The sequence below is a fragment of the Rhizobacter sp. genome (genome assembly GCF_035702065.1).
Classification (GTDB): domain Bacteria; phylum Pseudomonadota; class Gammaproteobacteria; order Burkholderiales; family Burkholderiaceae_C; genus Rhizobacter.
Map to the genome: position 1 here is coordinate 1 of NZ_DASSRA010000467.1, position 14,450 is coordinate 14,450.

Consider the following 14,450-nt stretch of genomic DNA (forward strand, 5'->3'; position numbering starts at 1 on the left):
CCGAGCAGCGCAGAGCAGTCGGCCCTAGGCCGACCGGCGAGCAGGGTGCCCTTTCTTTTGCCTTCTTTTCTTTGGGCAAGCAAAGAAAAGAAGGTGCCCTGCCGGGGGCATATCCCGGCGCGGCCTCTCGCAGTAAGAAGAAGCCTCATGCGAATGCAGGCACAAGGCTTCGATACCTCAGCCTGAGCGGGTAGTGGCATACCCCCCGTGCCAGTTCCAGCACTGCCATCCCTTCCCCTGGACAGGTCTTTCAACGTCAAGCATGCTGCACGCCGCTCACCCCGCCGCAGAGGAGCCGATCCAGATGCCCACCCTCCACGTCAACGGCAAACGCCTCACCCACCATGCCGAGCCCGACACCCCGCTGCTGTGGGTGCTGCGCGAGCAGCTGGGCCTCACCGGCACCAAGTACGGCTGCGGCATCGCCCAATGCGGCGCCTGCACCGTGCACATCGACGGCGTGCCCACGCGCAGCTGCGTGCGGCCGGTGTCCACCATCGAGGCCAGCGCGAAGATCGTCACCATCGAGGGCCTCTCGCCCCAGGGCGACCACCCCATCCAGAAGGCCTGGGCCGCGCTCGACGTGCCGCAGTGCGGCTACTGCCAGTCCGGAATGATCATGGCCGCCAGCGCGCTGCTCAAGGCCAAGCCCAACCCGACCGACGCCGACATCGACGAGGCCATGACCAACATCTGCCGCTGCGGCACCTACAACCGGGTGCGCGCCGCGATCAAGGCCGCGGCGCAGGGCGGCAGCACCAAGAGCGCGGCCATCCACATCCAGCACCTCGACGGGAGCACGACATGAGTGCCGTGCTGTCACGGAGGGAGTTCATCGGCAGCAGCGCGGGGCTCGTCGTCGCCTTCCACATCCCCTTCGCCACTGCGGCACAGGACGATGCGGTGAAAGAGATCAACGCCTGGGTGCTGGTGAAGCCCGACGACACCGTTGTCATCCGCATCGCCCGCTCCGAGATGGGCCAGGGCTCGCTCACCGGCCTGGCGCAGCTCGTCGCCGAGGAGCTGGACTGCAACTGGGCCAAGGTCACCACCGAGTACCCCACGCCCGGCCAGAACCTCGCGCGCAAGCGCGCCTGGGGCAACTTCTCGACTGGCGGCAGCCGCGGCATCCGCGAGTCGCACGACTACGTGCGCAAGGGCGGGGCCATCGCCCGCACGATGCTCGTGCAGGCGGCGGCCGACCAATGGAAGGTGCCGGCCTCCGAATGCACGGCCGCGGCCAGCGTGATCACGCACACCCCCAGCGGCCGCACGACGAGCTACGGCAAGGTCGCGCTGGCCGCTGCCCAGCTCACGCCGCCGACCGAGGTGACGCTCAAGGACCCGAAGGACTGGAAGCTCGCCGGCAAGCCGCTGGCTCGCCTGGACACACGCGACAAGCTCACCGGCAAGCAGGTCTACGGCTCCGACCTCAAGCTGCCCGGCATGCTCAATGCGGCCATCAAGGACTGCCCGGTGTTTGGCGGCAAGGTCAAGGGCTTCCAGGCCGAGGCCATCGCCAGCAAGCCTGGCGTGAAGAAGGTGGTGCGCGTGGGCGAGAGCGCCGTCGCGGTGATCGCCGACACCTGGTGGCACGCCAAGACTGCGCTCGACGCGCTGCCCATCGAGTGGGACGAAGGCCCGCACGCCAAGGCCAACAGCGCCGACATCGCTGCCACGCTGAAGGCCGGGCTCGACGCGCCCAGCGCCGTGGTGGGCAACAGCAACGGCGATGCCAAGGCCGCACTCGCCACCGCAGCGAAGCGCATCGACGCGGTGTACTCCTACCCGCACCAGAACCACGCGACCATGGAGACCATGAACGCGACGGTCAGGTACACCCCGGAGCGCTGCGAGGTCTGGACGCCCACGCAGAACGGCGAGGCGGCGCTCGCCGCCACCGCCGAGGCCGCGGGCCTGCCGCCCGAGAAATGCGAGGTCTACAAGCTGCTGCTGGGCGGCGGCTTCGGCCGGCGCGGCGCGGTGCACGACTGGGTCACGCAGGCGGTGCTGATCGCCAAGGAGATGCCAGGCACGCCCGTCAAGCTGATCTGGTCGCGCGAGGAAGACATGACGCATGGCCGCTACCACCCGGTGACGCAGTGCAAGCTGAGCGCGGGGCTGGATGCACAGGGCGAACTGCAGGCCCTGCACATGCGCATCTCGGGCCAGTCGATCCTGGCCGGCGTCTTCCCGCAGATGATCAAGGAGGGCAAGGACCCGGTGGTCTTCCAGGGCCTCAACCCGCCGGGGCCCGAGGCCTCGATCGGCTACAGCGTGCCGCACCTGCTGATCGACCACGCGATGCGCAACCCGCACGTGCCGCCGGGCTTCTGGCGTGGCGTGAACCTCAACCAGAACACCATCTACCTCGAGTGCTTCATCGACGAGCTGGCGCACGCCACGCAGCAGGACCCGCTGGCCTTCCGCCGCAAGCTGATGGGCAAGTCGCCCAAGCACCTGGCGGTGCTGAACGCGGCCGCCGAACGCGCCGGCTGGGGCACGCCCGCACCGGCCGGCGTGCACCGCGGCCTCGCGCAATGCATGGGCTTCGGCAGCTACGTGGCAGCCTGCGCCGAGGTGTCGGTGAGCGACGAGGGCAAGCTGAAGATCCACCGCATCGTGGCGGCCACCGACTGCGGCCACGCGGTCAACCCGCAGCAGATCGAGGCGCAGGTCGAAGGCTCGTTCGTCTACGGCCTGTCGGCCGCGCTGTACGGCGAGTGCACGGTGAAGGACGGCCGCATCGAGCAGGACAACTTCAGCACCTACAACGTGCTGCACATGGACGAGATGCCCAAGGTCGAGACCATCGTGATGCCCTCGGGTGGCTTCTGGGGCGGTGTGGGCGAGCCCACCATCGCGGTGGCCGCGCCGGCGGTGCTGAACGCGATCTTCGCGGCCACCGGCAAGCGCATCCGCGACCTGCCGCTGAAGAACCACAGCCTCAAGAAGGCGTGATGCGCGCAGCGGCTCTGGCAGCACTCATCTTCACGGCAAGTGCCTGTGCGCAAGCGCCGGCCGATGCGCTGCCCGAGCCGTTGACATCCATGGCTGGCGATGCCGCGCGCGGCCGCGCGATCGTCGCCAGCCGGCAGGCCGGCCTGTGCCTGCTGTGCCACAGCGGCCCCTTTCCCGAAGACCGCTTCCAGGGCAACCTTGCGCCCGACCTGGCGGGTGCCGGTTCGCGCTGGTCGGCCGCGCAGCTGCGGCTGCGCATCGTCGATGCGAGCCGCTTGAACCCGCAGACCATCATGCCGGCCTACTACCGCGCCGAGGGCCTGCGGCGCGTGGCGCCGGCCCTGCGCGGCAAGACGCTCCTGAGCGCACAGCAGGTGGAAGACGTGGTCGCCTACCTGGTCACACTCCAATGAAGATGCAACGACGCGAACTGCTCCACCTCGGCCTGGCCCTGGGCGCCGGCGTGATCGTGCGGCCGGCCTTCGCCACCTCGTCGGAGATGCAGGCTGCCATCCGCGGCTATGCCAATGGCAGCCCGGTGAAGACCGGCCGCGTGCTGCTCGACGTGTCGCCGCTGGTGGAGAACGGCAATGCCGTGCCCATCACGGTGCGGGTGGAGAGCCCGATGACCGCCGCCGAGCACGTGACCGGCATCGCCGTGTTCAACGACCGCAACCCGCAGCGCGACGTGGTGCGCTTCACGCTCGGCCCGCGCGCCGGGCGGGCGGTGGTGTCCACGCGCATCCGGCTCGCGACTTCGCAGCAGCTGGTGGCGGTGGCGAGGTTGAGCGACGGCACGTACTGGTCGCATGCGGTGGACGTGCTGGTGACCTTGGCCGCGTGCCTGGAGTAGCGCATGCGCAGATTGCACGGGGCTTCGATACCTCAGCCTGAGCGGTTTCCTCTCTCGTGCCTCTCCGTCCGCTCGGCCTGAGGTATCGAAGGCCCACTCCAACTTGACCCCACCATGGCCCGCACCCTCCTCACCGTTCCCACCACCGCCAAGCGCGGCGAGATCATCGAGATCAAGACCCTCATCGCCCACGTGATGGAGACGGGCTTCCGCCCCGACGCCAACGGGCAGACCAAGCCGCGCGACCTGATCACGCACTTCAGCTGCCGCTACAACGACGAGCTGGTGTTCAGCGCCGAGCTCTACCCCGCGGTCTCGGCCAACCCGTACATCGCCTTCACCACCGTGGCCACCGAGAGCGGCACGATCAGCTTCAGCTGGCAGGGCGACAACGGGTTCTCGCAGACCGAGAGCGTGTCCATCACGGTCAGCGGATGAAGCGCTGGGGGTGGGTGCTGTTGCTGGCTGCCTGCGCGCAGACCGACACACGCCGCTCGGGCTTCGACGACATGAGCCCGCAGACGCAGGCCATGCAGCGCGACGACACGCAGAACCCCGCCATGCTGTGGACGCAGGATGGCGCGGCGCTGTGGGAGCGCGCGCCGAGTGGCAGCGCCAAGTCGTGTGCCGGTTGCCACGGACAGGCGAACGCCTCCATGCGCGGCGTCGCGACACGCTACCCCGCCTTCGACGAAGCGCTGAAGCAGCCGGTCAACCTGGCGCAGCGCATCAACCTCTGCCGTGCACGCCACCAGCAGGCCCCCATGCTGGCCGACGAAGGCCCCGAGCTGTTGTCGCTGGAAAGCTTCATCGCCCTGCAGTCGCGCGGCCTGCCCGTCGCCCCGCCGAGCGACGCGCGCCTGCAGCCCCACCGGGCCCGTGGCGAGGCGCTGTACCGCGAGCGCATCGGCCAGCTCGACCTCTCGTGCGCGCAATGCCACGACGAGCGCGCCGGCGGCCGGCTGGGCGGCAGTGTCATCCCGCAAGGCCACGCCAACGGCTATCCGCTGTACCGCCTGGAGTGGCAAAGCCTGGGCTCTCTGCAACGCCGTTTGCGCAACTGCATGACCGGCGTGCGCGCCGAGGCGCCGGCCTACGGTGCGCCGGCGCTGGTGGAGCTGGAGCTCTACCTCGCGTGGCGCGACCGCGGCATGGCGCTGGAGTCGCCGGCAGTGCGCCCCTGAGGTTCAATGCGGCCCGTTGCGAAACGGGTCCACGTCAGCGGGCAGCGCGTTGAAGTCGATCACCTGCCAGACCATGTCCTTCTGCTGCGGCGAGAGCAGGTGGTAGCGCGGCCAGAACAGCAGGTGGTCGTCGCCCGACATGCCCGAGCTGTTGTCGAACACCATGCGCTTGGGGCACAGCAGGCCGCAGGTGTAGTTGGTCCAGTCGTTCCAGTTCGTCTGGCCGTCGAAGAGCTGGCTGGGCTGGCCGGTGCGTGCGAAGGTCGAGACGTGCTTGATGAAGCGGTCCGACAGCGCCTTGCGGCTGCTGGCGTTGGTGGCGTCCCAGGCGAAGGCGGCAAAGTTGGGTTGCTCGCTGCCCACGAAGTTGCCGAACAGGAAGGCGATGTCGATGCCGTGGAAGGCGCCGAAGCTGTTCTTCCAGGGGGCGGGCGTGTCGTCCCAGTTGAAGTTGTAGCGGTACAGGTTGCCGGGGCCGCTGGTGAGGCGCAGCAGGCGCACGATGTTGTCGATGGTGAGGTCGAGCGCGTAGCTGATCACCTCGTGCGTCTGCGTGTAGACGGGCTGGAACTCGGGCTTGATCAGGTCGTTGAAGGTGACGGCGCTGGCCGGGCCGTTGGCGAGCTGCCAGTACTGCTGCGGCGTGGGCTTGCCCATGCCGAGCGAGAAGGCGAAGTAGGAGCCCTCGTCGTGCGTGTTGCCGATCATCAGCGGCACGCGGTTGTAGATGCCCGCCACCAGGTCGACCAGGCCGCCGGCGCGGATGACGGTGCCGTCGGTGAAGTGCCCCGGCACGATCAGGCTGGGCGTGAACTTCATGACCTGCGCCGCGCTGGCGCTGCGCAGCACGGTGGCGATCTGCGCGCTGCTCATCGTGAGGCGCTGTGCTGCGGCCTGCGTGGTGTCGGAGGCACGGCCGGTGTCGACCAGCAGCTTGTCGACCAGTGTGTCGGCGGCGATCTGCCCCACCAGCGGCGGGTAGGCGTTGGGGATGCCCGACATGCAGATCGCGCGGTGCATCTTGTTGGCGGCGAGTGGCGACTGCAGCAGACCCCAGGTGTTGATGCAACCGGCCGACTGCCCAGCGACCGTCACCTGCCCCGGGTTGCCGCCGAAGGCGCGGATGTTGGCCTGCACCCAGTCGAGCCCGCGGACCAGGTCGAGCGTGGCGAAGTTGCCGGAGTCGTCCCGGGCGTTGCCGGTCTTCAGCGCGCTGTGGTTGAGAAAGCCCAGCATGCCCAGGCGGTACTGCACGCTGACGACGACCATGTTGCCCTTGGCGGCGAGGTAGGCCCCGTCGTACAGCGGCTCGCGCGTCGAGCCTTTGATGTTGCTGCCGCCGTGGATCCAGTAGAAGACCGGCAGGTTGTCGGCCGTCGAGTTGGGCCGCCACACGTTGAGGTAGAGGCAGTCTTCGCTGCCCACCGGCTGGCCGAAGGTGGCGGGGTCGGGCTCGCCGAAGTAGCTGCCGACCTGCGCGCACATCGGCGGCAACGTGGTGGCGGCGCGTGAGCCGGCCCACGCGATGGGCGGCTGCGGCGCGCGCCAGCGCAGGTTGCCGACGGGTGGTTGGGCGAAGGGGATGCCGAGGAAGGCGTGCGTGTTGTTGGCGGCGGTCTTGCCGTAGATCTGGCCGGCGTCGAGCGTGCGGGTGAGGCTCTGGTTGTAGGCGGCGGTGGCCGCGGACGCCGCGAACAGGCACAGGGCCAGTGCCACGGCATGGCGGATGCAATCGAACATGGCTTGTCTCCTGACGAATGGTTGCTCGGGGCTCTGGTGGCCCCTGGTTTCATTCTGAGGAGACGGGGAAGGGGGTGGGCATGTTCATGCCCTGAGGGGGGATCGGAATCGTCTGATTGACTTGCGGGCCTTCTTCGAAAGCCGCTCACCCGATCGAACCGATGACCCCTTCGATCAGGAAGTTCATCTTGTCGAGGAACGGGTCGTAGTTCCCATACGACTTGTCGATCACCAGCTTGCCCGTGTTGCTCTTGATCGGCCCCACGAAGATCGGCTTGCCTGCCTTCAGCTCGGCGATCACCGCTGTCGCCGCGTTGCGCGCCTTCTCGCTCGCACCGGCGCCGAAGGGCGTGCTCATCACCATGTCCTTGTCGTAGCCGCCGAAGAAGGTGTTGGGCAGCTTCTCGCCCTTGGCGATGGAAGCGGCAAACGACTTGTAGACCGTCTCCCACTTGTTCTCGGCGCCGGTGATGAAGCCCTTGGGCGCGAGCTGAGCCTGCGAGGCGTTGTGGCCCAGGGTCTTGGCGCCCAGTCGCTCGGCCGCCTCGACGATCACCTTGGGGCTGTCGACGTGGCAGGCGATCACGTCGCAGCCGGTGGACACGAGCGAGTTGGTGGCCTCGGCCTCGCGCACGGGCATGGACCATTCACCGGTGAAGACGAGCTGCACCGTCGCCGCCGGGTTGACCTTGCGCACGCCCAGCGTGAAGGCGTTGATGTTGCGCAGCACGATGGGGATGGGCTTGGCCGCGATGAAGCCGATCTTGCCGTTCTTGGTCGACAGGCCGGCGGCGATGCCGTTCACGTAGTGGGCCTGGTCGAGGAAGCAGAAGTAGCCGCCGAGGTTCATCGGGTGCTTGTCGGCCGACCACAGCGAGGTGGGGTGGCGGAACTCGACCTTGGGGTACTTCTTGGCCATCTCGATCATGAAGGGGTCGAAGTAGCCGAACGAGGTGCCGAAGACGAGCGAGGCGCCGTCGCTCTGCACCATGGCTTCGAGCGTCTTGCGCACGGCCACGGTCTCGGGCACGTTCTCTTCTTCGACCACCTTCACGTTGGGCACGGCCTTCAGCGCCTTGGCCGCGACCGCGTGGGCCTGGTTCCAGCCGTAGTCGTCGCGCGGGCCGACGTAGATCAGGCCGACGGTGATGGGCTTTTGCGCCAGGGCGCTCAGCGGGGCGGCGCTGGCGGCGGCACCGGCGATCGCGGTTTGGACGAAGCGGCGGCGGTTCCAGGTGGGTTGGTGCGACATGGCGGGCTCTCCTCGGTTGGGGTAGGGCCGCTTGTGCAAGCCCCATGCCCACCCGAAGCCGGGCTCAGGAGCGTCGCCGTGCCTTGCGGGCGGCCGGCGCGTCCGCGCTGCCGTAGCGCGCCAGGATCTGCGAGAGATCCTGTTCCTGGCGCTGCGACTCGGCGTGCAGCGCGCGCTGCTCCACGCTGCCCAGGTGGCCGGCCATCAGCTTGCGCGCGGCGCGCTCGTCGCCACGGCGCAGCGCGTCGATCAGGCCGCGGTGCTCGGCGATGGCGCAATCGGCCGCATGCGGGCGGCCGTAGATGGCGAGGATGAGCGAGCAGCGCGACACCACCTCGCCCACATAACGCTCCAGCAGCGGGTTGCCGGCCATCTGCGCCAGCAGCTGGTGGAACTCGCCGGCCAGCCGGGCCGACACCGCCGGCGTTTGCTGCTTGGCGGCCTGCTCTTCCTGCCGCACATGGCCTTCGAGTGCGGCGCCGAAGGCGGGCTGCCAGCGCGCGATCACCAGGCGCACGACCTCGGCCTCCAGGCAGCGGCGCAGCTCGAACACGCTGCGCGCCTCTTCCAGGCTGGGCTGGGCCACGGTGGCGGTGCGCTTCTGCTGCGTCTCGACCAGGCCCTCGGCCACCAGGCGCGCGAGTGCGGCGCGGATCAGCGTGCGGCTCATGCCGAAGTGAGTGCCCAGGCCGTCTTCGGGCAGCTTGGTGCCGGGCGTGAGCGCGCCTTCGATGATGGCCTGCTTGATGGCGGTGTAGGCGGCGTCGGACTTGTCGGACAGCATTTTCTGTATACCTGAATGTTCTGTGAAGTATACGACGTGCTCCCTCTCGGCGCGAATTCCGGGCGCCTGCGCACTGGTATGGCGCGGCGCTGCACCACTTGGGGTGGTGAGGTGATGTCCGCAGGATGGCACGGTTTTCTCATCAATCACGTATACAAGAATGGACAATCATGTCGACCAAAAGACGGAGCACTTCATGTCAGACCACCTGGTGACCCTGCAACTCAACACCCAGCAGCTCGACCTGCTGCAGCGCACCGTCGCCTCCGGCGCAGCGGCCGACCTCGCCTCGCTCGCCCGCCGCGCGCTGCGTGAGCAGCACCTGCCGGCGACGCCGCGCCCGCAGCCCCCGGTGCCCGACCTCACGGGCTACGCCACCACGCGCGAGCTGCTGTGGGAGCACGTGATGCAGCCCGGCACCGGCAAGGCGGTGGAGATGAAGGCTGGCCAGGTGCTGCGCATCGAGCAGGTGGAGGGCGGCCAGTGCGTCGACTTCAACTGCTTCAACCTGCACGACTACAAGGAGTTCATGCACTGCGGGCGCATCCGCACCGTGCACGGCCTCAACCCCGGGCCGGGCGACTTCCTCTGGTCGGCGCCGCCGCGCGAGCGGGCGATGATGTTCCTGCTCGAAGACACGGTGCGCTGCAACGACGTGATGTTCCCGCGCTGCAGCCACAACCTCTACGAGTCGGCCTACGGCTACCGCGAGCACACCAACTGCCACGACATCCAGGCCGAGGCGCAGCGCGAGTACGGCCTCACGCCCGACGACGTGCACGACTCCTTCAACCTCTTCATGTGCACCGAGGTGCGCGAGGGCCGCGGCCAGATCCGTCGCCAGCACTCGAAGGCCGGCGACCACGTGGAGCTGCTCGCGCTGATGGACGTGCTGGCCGTGCCCAACGTGTGCGGCGCCGACATCATGCGCACCAGCAACTTCGCGCTCAAGCCCGTCAAGCTGCAGGTGTTCAGCGCTTCCGAGCGCGACCTCGCGCGCGTGCCGCCGCTGCGCAGCTACGCGAGCCAGAAGACCCCGGCGCAGTTCCGGCAGAAGGAGATCAAGGCCACGCGCGCACTCACGCGCGACGCGGGCTACACGCCGCAGTTCACCAACGTGCCGCTGCAGGTGAGCGACTGGCCCGTTCCGCTGGACGCGAACGACCACGCGCTGCTGCAGTCGGCCGGCCTGGGCGAGCTGTACGCAGGCGACGACGGCGCCGCCCTGCGCGACGTGATCTTCAGCTGGTGGGAACGCCACTTCATTGCGGGTTGACACCAATCCCGAGAGCGAGCGCATGCTCGCTAGGATGGGGCATGGTCGACGAAGCCTTGCTGTACCGCCCTGCCACCGTGGCCGATGCCGAGGTGTTGGGGCGCCTCAATCACCAGCTCATCCGGGACGAAGGCCACCGCAACCCGATGAGCGAGGCCGAGCTCATCGAGCGCATGCGCGGCTGGCTGAGCCACGACGGCTACGAGGCGCTGCTCGGCTTTGATGGCGACACGCCGGTGGCCTATGTGCTGTGGCGTGACCAGCCCGATTGCGTCTACCTGCGGCAGATCTACGTGCAGCGCGACTACCGCCGCCAGGGCGCGGCCCGCCACCTGATGTTGAGCGTGTTCGAGCGTTGGCCCGACAAGCGCCTGGTCGTAGACGTGCTGGCCGGCAACGCGCGTGCGCTGGCCTTCTGGCGCCGCATGGGCTACCAGGACTACGCGGTGATGCTGGAGCGCCTGCCTTTGCGCAGCGAGTGAAGAGAAGATGGGTGTCTTGTCCGGAATCCGCGTGCTGGAGTTCGAGGCCATCGGCCCCGGCCCGTTCTGTGCCATGTTGCTGGCCGACATGGGCGCCGATGTGTTGCGCATCGACCGCCCGGCCGCACCCGCTGACCTCGGCCCCAAGACCAGCGGCCCGCGTGCCGACGTGGTGGGCCGCGGCCGCCGCTCGGTCACGCTCGACCTCAAGCAGCCAGGTTCCAGCGAGGCCGCACTGGCGCTGATCGAGCGCGCCGATGTGCTGATCGAAGGCTTTCGCCCCGGCACGCTGGAGCGCCTGGGCCTCGGGCCCGACGTGGCGCTGGCGCGCAACCCGCGCCTCGTCTATGGCCGCATGACGGGCTGGGGCCAGAGCGGGCCGCTGGCCGACCGCGCCGGGCACGACATCAACTACATCGCGCTCTCGGGCGTGCTCTCGGCCATCGGCTCCGCCGGCGGCAAGCCGGTGCCGCCGCTCAACCTGGTGGGCGACTACGGCGGGGGCGGCATGCTGCTGGCGCTGGGCGTGGTGGCGGCGCTGCTGCACGTGCAGCGAGGCGGCGCAGGCCAGGTGGTCGATGCGGCCATGACCGAGGGTGCGGCCCAGCTCGGCAGCCTGATGTGGGGCCTGCTCGCCTCGGGCGACTGGCGCGAGGCGCGCGGCAGCAACCTGCTCGATGGGGGCCGCCCCTGGTACGACACCTACCGCACGAGCGACGGGCAATACATGTCGGTGGGGCCGATCGAATCGCGCTTCTACGAGGAGATGCTGGCCAAGCTCGGCCTCGCCGATGCCGGCCTGCCGAAGCAACACGACCGCGCCGGCTGGCCGCGCTTGCGCGAGGCTTTCACCACGGCGTTTGCCAGCCGCACGCGCGACGAGTGGTGCGCCGTGTTCGAAGGCAGCGATGCCTGCGTGTGGCCGGTGCTCGGCATGGCCGAGGCGGCGCAGCACCCGCAGCACCGCGCACGCGGCAGCTTCATGGAGATCGACGGTGTGGTGCAGCCCGCGCCTGCGCCGCGCTTCATGGGCACGCCGTCGGCCATGCCGCCGCCGGCACCGGCGCGTGGTGAACACGGCGCGGAGGCCTTGGGCGAGTGGGGCTTCGATGCGGCCGCCGTGCAGCGGCTGCGCCAGCAGGGCCTGGCGTTCCTGGAACGAGGCTAGAACCGGGCGCCTGAGCGCCGGCGCCACGGCAGCGTTGCCACCCACCACAGCCCGAGGAACGCGAGCCACAGCGAGAGGCCGATCACCGCGGCCATCATCAGGCTGTCGGCCGTGAGCCCGAAGCCCGGCTTGAAGGCCTGCCACGTGGCGTGCGCCATCGGCGCATCGGGGTGGGCGATCAGGTAGTAGAGCTGGTGGAACACGTCGGTGTCCAGCGCGGCCAGCGTGGCCTGCAGCGAGGCCACCGAATCGACGATGGCCTGGATGGCCGCCCCTTCGGCGTGGAAGGTGGCGTCGGTGCTGGCCAGGTGGTGCTGGATCAGTTTGGCCAGGCTGCCGCCGTGGTACTGGTCGGCGATCTGCTGGAACGGGGCCAGGTCTTTCAGTGCCTGGCCGAGGGCACCGCCGACGCGCTGGCGGTATTGCGCCAGGTAGCTGGGCACCATGCCGCCGGCGAACACGCCGACGACGAGCACTGCGCGGTCGAGGAGGCCGCGCAGCAGCATGGCTATCGCTCGATGCCGAGCAGCGCGTCTCTCAGGTTGGTATCCGCAGGCGAAGGGCCGACCCAGATCTTGAGCACCATGGTGAAGAACTCGGAGTCGCCCACCGGCCCGCCCTGCGGCTGGGCGTTGATGTAGAACTGCGTGCCCTTGCCGGGCACGAACTCCATCGCGAAGGTGTCGCCGGGCACGAGCTTGGGCTTGCCCGAGAAGATCTCGATGAAGCGCGTGCTGGAGAGGGTGTGCTTCTGCACGGTCTCGTTGGGCGAGTTCTCCGACAGGCCCTTGATGAACAGGCGGCCGAGGTCGGTGCCCGGCAGTTCGCGCAGCGCCACGAACTGCAGGCGCTTGGGGCCGTCGAGGGCGATCAGCGCGTCGGGCGTGCTGACCTTCTTGGTGGTGTAGAGCGCGAGGTCGTAGACCTTGAAGATCGCCTTGTAGCGCGTGCCGGCGCCATTGAGCTGCAGGCCGGTGCCCGCCACCTGCAGGGCGGGTTCGAACTTCGTGGATGGCGCGGCGTGCGACGCCCCCATCACCAGGACCAAGGTCAGTGCCAGGAGGGCACGGGCGAATGCTGCAGTTCTGGGCATGGGCGTAAGCCTCCGGTGAATTCGAGTTCTGGGTATGGCCCATTATTCGGGTTGTCCGCATGGCCGACAACCCCTATTACCCGCTGCAGGGCTCATGCAGTGTGCGGTAAGCGCATCGAAGGCCCGCGTGGCCACCGGAGGCAACGACCGTTCGCGCTCGTTCGCGCTCGTTCGATCAGCACCGAGTCGCCGAATTCGTGCGTTCGGTAACCATGTGCTTCCAGGGCGCGATCGACGCGCCGCAACAACGCCGCGTCGGCAAACGCGTGCAACAGGCCATGGTGGCTGGTGCCGGGCTCGTGCGTGCCGCTGAGGAGCGCGTCCACCACGCGCAGGCGGGTCTGCGCGCCGATGCGCTGCGTGGCCACGCCGAAGCCGCTGCGCAGGCCACCGGCTTGCGAGGCCGAATGCTCCAGCGCACGCGTGACGGTGGTGCCCAGCGCGATGACGCGGCCGCCGCGGGCGCGCGTCTCGGTGATGGCGTGCAGCGTGGCCGCGGGCAGGTGGTAGGGCTCGTCGAAGGGCAGGCGCGCATCGAGGGCACCGTCGCCGGTCGACGAGATGCCCGCCGCGTGCGTGAGCGTGGCGAAGCCAATGCCGTGCGCGCGCAGGCCTTGCAGCAGCTGCCAGTCGAGCACGAAGCCGGCCGAGGGCGGCTCGAAGGCAACGGGCAGTGCGGCCACGCGCGTCCACACGTCCCACAGCGCGAGCGGCTCCTTCACATGGGCGTACTGGATGGGCTTGCCGTGGCGCGCGAGGCCGGCCCAGATGGCATCGGGCGTGCCCTCGAAGCGCAGGTCGATCAGGCGCGGGTGGTCGAGCGTGCGCACGACCTCGGCGCGCAAGGGGCCGAGTTGCAGCACGTCGCCCGCGTGCAGCGTGGGTGGTGCCGTGCGGTCTTCGGTGCGGGTGCGGTGGTCGCCTTCGCCGAACACGATGGCGGTGAACTCGCGCACCTCGTCCACGGCGAGCGAGCGGCGACCGGCCAGGCGCACCTCGATGGTCCGGCCGCTGCGCAGGTGCAGGCCGTGCAGGCTGGCGGGCAGTGTCGCGGCGTCGTTCGCGACCAGCAGGTCGCCCGCGCGCAGGTGCTGCGTCAGGGCCGAGCGCGGTGCGTGCTGCAGGTTGCCGCAGGCATCGACCACCAGCAGGCGAGCATCGCGCGGGCGTTGTGAGGGCACGGTGGCGGCTTTCATGCGGCCTCCTGGGCGATGAGGGCGAGGATCTCGCGCGCCGATTGCGCCGGGCGCTTGAGCGTGGCCGGGTCGGCATCGGGCACGGCCAGCGCGTGCAGCGGCGTGTCCATGTCGCCGGGGTCGGTGGCGACCATGCGCACGCCGTGCTCGCGCAGCTCCTCGTGCCAGATGCGGCTCAGGTGGGAGAGCGCGGCCTTGCTCGCGCCGTAGGCACCCCAGCCGGGGTAGGCCGAGACGGCGGCGTCGCTCGTGATGTGGATGACGAGCGCCGGCCTGCCATCGCGAGCCGAGGCGCTGAGCGCGCCCAACAGGGCCTTGGTCAGGCGGAAGGGCCCGAGCAGGTTGGTGGCAAGTGCCGCCTCGAAGTCCTCGCACTCGGTGTCGGCCAGCAGCGCGAGCGGCGTCGGGCCGAGGTGCGAGGCGTTGTGGATGAGCACGTCCAGCCCGTCGAGCGCGGCGGT

The 14,450-nt window shown here is 69.2% G+C and carries 16 protein-coding genes; 9 read left to right on the forward strand and 7 right to left on the reverse strand.

All coding sequences use genetic code 11. The annotated features are described in order from the left end of the window. The first annotated feature begins 304 nt into the window (after nucleotides 1-304). The 6 genes from VFL64_RS20670 to soxA all read left to right on the forward strand — a co-directional run bounded on the left by VFL64_RS20670 (nucleotide 305) and on the right by soxA (nucleotide 4,998). Nucleotides 305-808 carry a (2Fe-2S)-binding protein gene (locus tag VFL64_RS20670; protein WP_489542267.1) on the forward strand — a complete coding sequence of 168 codons (504 nt, stop codon included), beginning with the start codon at nucleotides 305-307 and terminating at the stop codon, nucleotides 806-808. Further along, the gene (locus tag VFL64_RS20675) at nucleotides 805-2,961 is read left to right on the forward strand and encodes a xanthine dehydrogenase family protein molybdopterin-binding subunit (protein ID WP_489542268.1); all 2,157 of its coding nucleotides are present in this window, start codon (nucleotides 805-807) and stop codon (nucleotides 2,959-2,961) included. The genes VFL64_RS20670 and VFL64_RS20675 overlap by 4 nt, the downstream gene beginning before the upstream one ends. After that, complete coding sequence (gene soxX, locus VFL64_RS20680; RefSeq protein ID WP_489542269.1) at nucleotides 2,961-3,374, forward strand: sulfur oxidation c-type cytochrome SoxX; 414 nt, start codon at nucleotides 2,961-2,963, stop codon at nucleotides 3,372-3,374. The genes VFL64_RS20675 and soxX overlap by 1 nt, the downstream gene beginning before the upstream one ends. Beyond that, nucleotides 3,371-3,814 (forward strand): SoxY-related AACIE arm protein, encoded by a 444-nt coding sequence (locus tag VFL64_RS20685; protein ID WP_489542270.1) that lies wholly within the window; start codon nucleotides 3,371-3,373, stop codon nucleotides 3,812-3,814. Before soxX ends, VFL64_RS20685 begins: the two co-directional genes overlap by 4 nt. Before the next feature lie 114 nt (nucleotides 3,815-3,928). Beyond that, nucleotides 3,929-4,252, forward strand: a complete 324-nt coding sequence (soxZ, locus tag VFL64_RS20690) for a thiosulfate oxidation carrier complex protein SoxZ (protein ID WP_489542271.1) — start codon at nucleotides 3,929-3,931, stop codon at nucleotides 4,250-4,252. After that, a complete protein-coding gene (gene soxA / locus VFL64_RS20695; protein WP_489542272.1) occupies nucleotides 4,249-4,998 on the forward strand; it encodes a sulfur oxidation c-type cytochrome SoxA in 750 nt (249 codons plus the stop codon). The genes soxZ and soxA overlap by 4 nt, the downstream gene beginning before the upstream one ends. Before the next feature lie 3 nt (nucleotides 4,999-5,001). Here soxA and VFL64_RS20700 read toward each other — a convergent pair whose 3' ends face one another. The 3 genes from VFL64_RS20700 to VFL64_RS20710 form a co-directional block, all read right to left on the reverse strand. Beyond that, complete coding sequence (locus VFL64_RS20700; RefSeq protein ID WP_489542273.1) at nucleotides 5,002-6,738, reverse strand: carboxylesterase/lipase family protein; 1,737 nt, start codon at nucleotides 6,736-6,738, stop codon at nucleotides 5,002-5,004. 145 nt (nucleotides 6,739-6,883) lie between these two features. Further along, entirely contained in the window at nucleotides 6,884-7,990 is a 1,107-nt protein-coding gene (locus VFL64_RS20705; RefSeq protein WP_489542274.1) for a BMP family ABC transporter substrate-binding protein, read from the reverse strand. Nucleotides 7,991-8,054: 64 nt separating this feature from the next. Continuing rightward, nucleotides 8,055-8,774 (reverse strand): GntR family transcriptional regulator, encoded by a 720-nt coding sequence (locus VFL64_RS20710; protein ID WP_489542275.1) that lies wholly within the window; start codon nucleotides 8,772-8,774, stop codon nucleotides 8,055-8,057. A 196-nt stretch (nucleotides 8,775-8,970) separates the two neighbouring features. Here VFL64_RS20710 and VFL64_RS20715 point away from each other — a divergent pair, with 196 nt between their 5' ends. Genes VFL64_RS20715 through VFL64_RS20725 form a run of 3 tightly spaced genes read left to right on the forward strand, consistent with a single transcriptional unit; the run spans nucleotide 8,971 to nucleotide 11,700 of the window. Continuing rightward, on the forward strand, nucleotides 8,971-10,050 hold the full coding sequence (locus VFL64_RS20715) for a DUF1989 domain-containing protein (protein WP_489542276.1): 1,080 nt from the start codon (nucleotides 8,971-8,973) through the stop codon (nucleotides 10,048-10,050). Between the two features lie 41 nt (nucleotides 10,051-10,091). Continuing rightward, a complete protein-coding gene (locus VFL64_RS20720; RefSeq protein WP_489542277.1) occupies nucleotides 10,092-10,532 on the forward strand; it encodes a GNAT family N-acetyltransferase in 441 nt (146 codons plus the stop codon). Nucleotides 10,533-10,539: 7 nt separating this feature from the next. Beyond that, entirely contained in the window at nucleotides 10,540-11,700 is a 1,161-nt protein-coding gene (locus tag VFL64_RS20725) for a CaiB/BaiF CoA transferase family protein (protein ID WP_489542278.1), read from the forward strand. Here the strand turns inward: VFL64_RS20725 and VFL64_RS20730 are convergent. From VFL64_RS20730 to VFL64_RS20745, 4 genes are all read right to left on the reverse strand, one after another. Beyond that, entirely contained in the window at nucleotides 11,697-12,206 is a 510-nt protein-coding gene (locus VFL64_RS20730; protein WP_489542279.1) for a DUF2937 family protein, read from the reverse strand. The genes VFL64_RS20725 and VFL64_RS20730 overlap by 4 nt on opposite strands. Nucleotides 12,207-12,208: 2 nt before the next feature. Then, complete coding sequence (locus tag VFL64_RS20735; RefSeq protein ID WP_489542280.1) at nucleotides 12,209-12,793, reverse strand: chalcone isomerase family protein; 585 nt, start codon at nucleotides 12,791-12,793, stop codon at nucleotides 12,209-12,211. Nucleotides 12,794-12,885: 92 nt separating this feature from the next. Further along, complete coding sequence (locus VFL64_RS20740) at nucleotides 12,886-13,989, reverse strand: S-adenosylmethionine:tRNA ribosyltransferase-isomerase (RefSeq protein WP_489542281.1); 1,104 nt, start codon at nucleotides 13,987-13,989, stop codon at nucleotides 12,886-12,888. After that, a partial coding sequence (locus tag VFL64_RS20745) for an SDR family oxidoreductase (protein ID WP_489542282.1) occupies nucleotides 13,986-14,450 on the reverse strand: 465 nt, incomplete at its 5' end. The genes VFL64_RS20740 and VFL64_RS20745, both read right to left, overlap by 4 nt.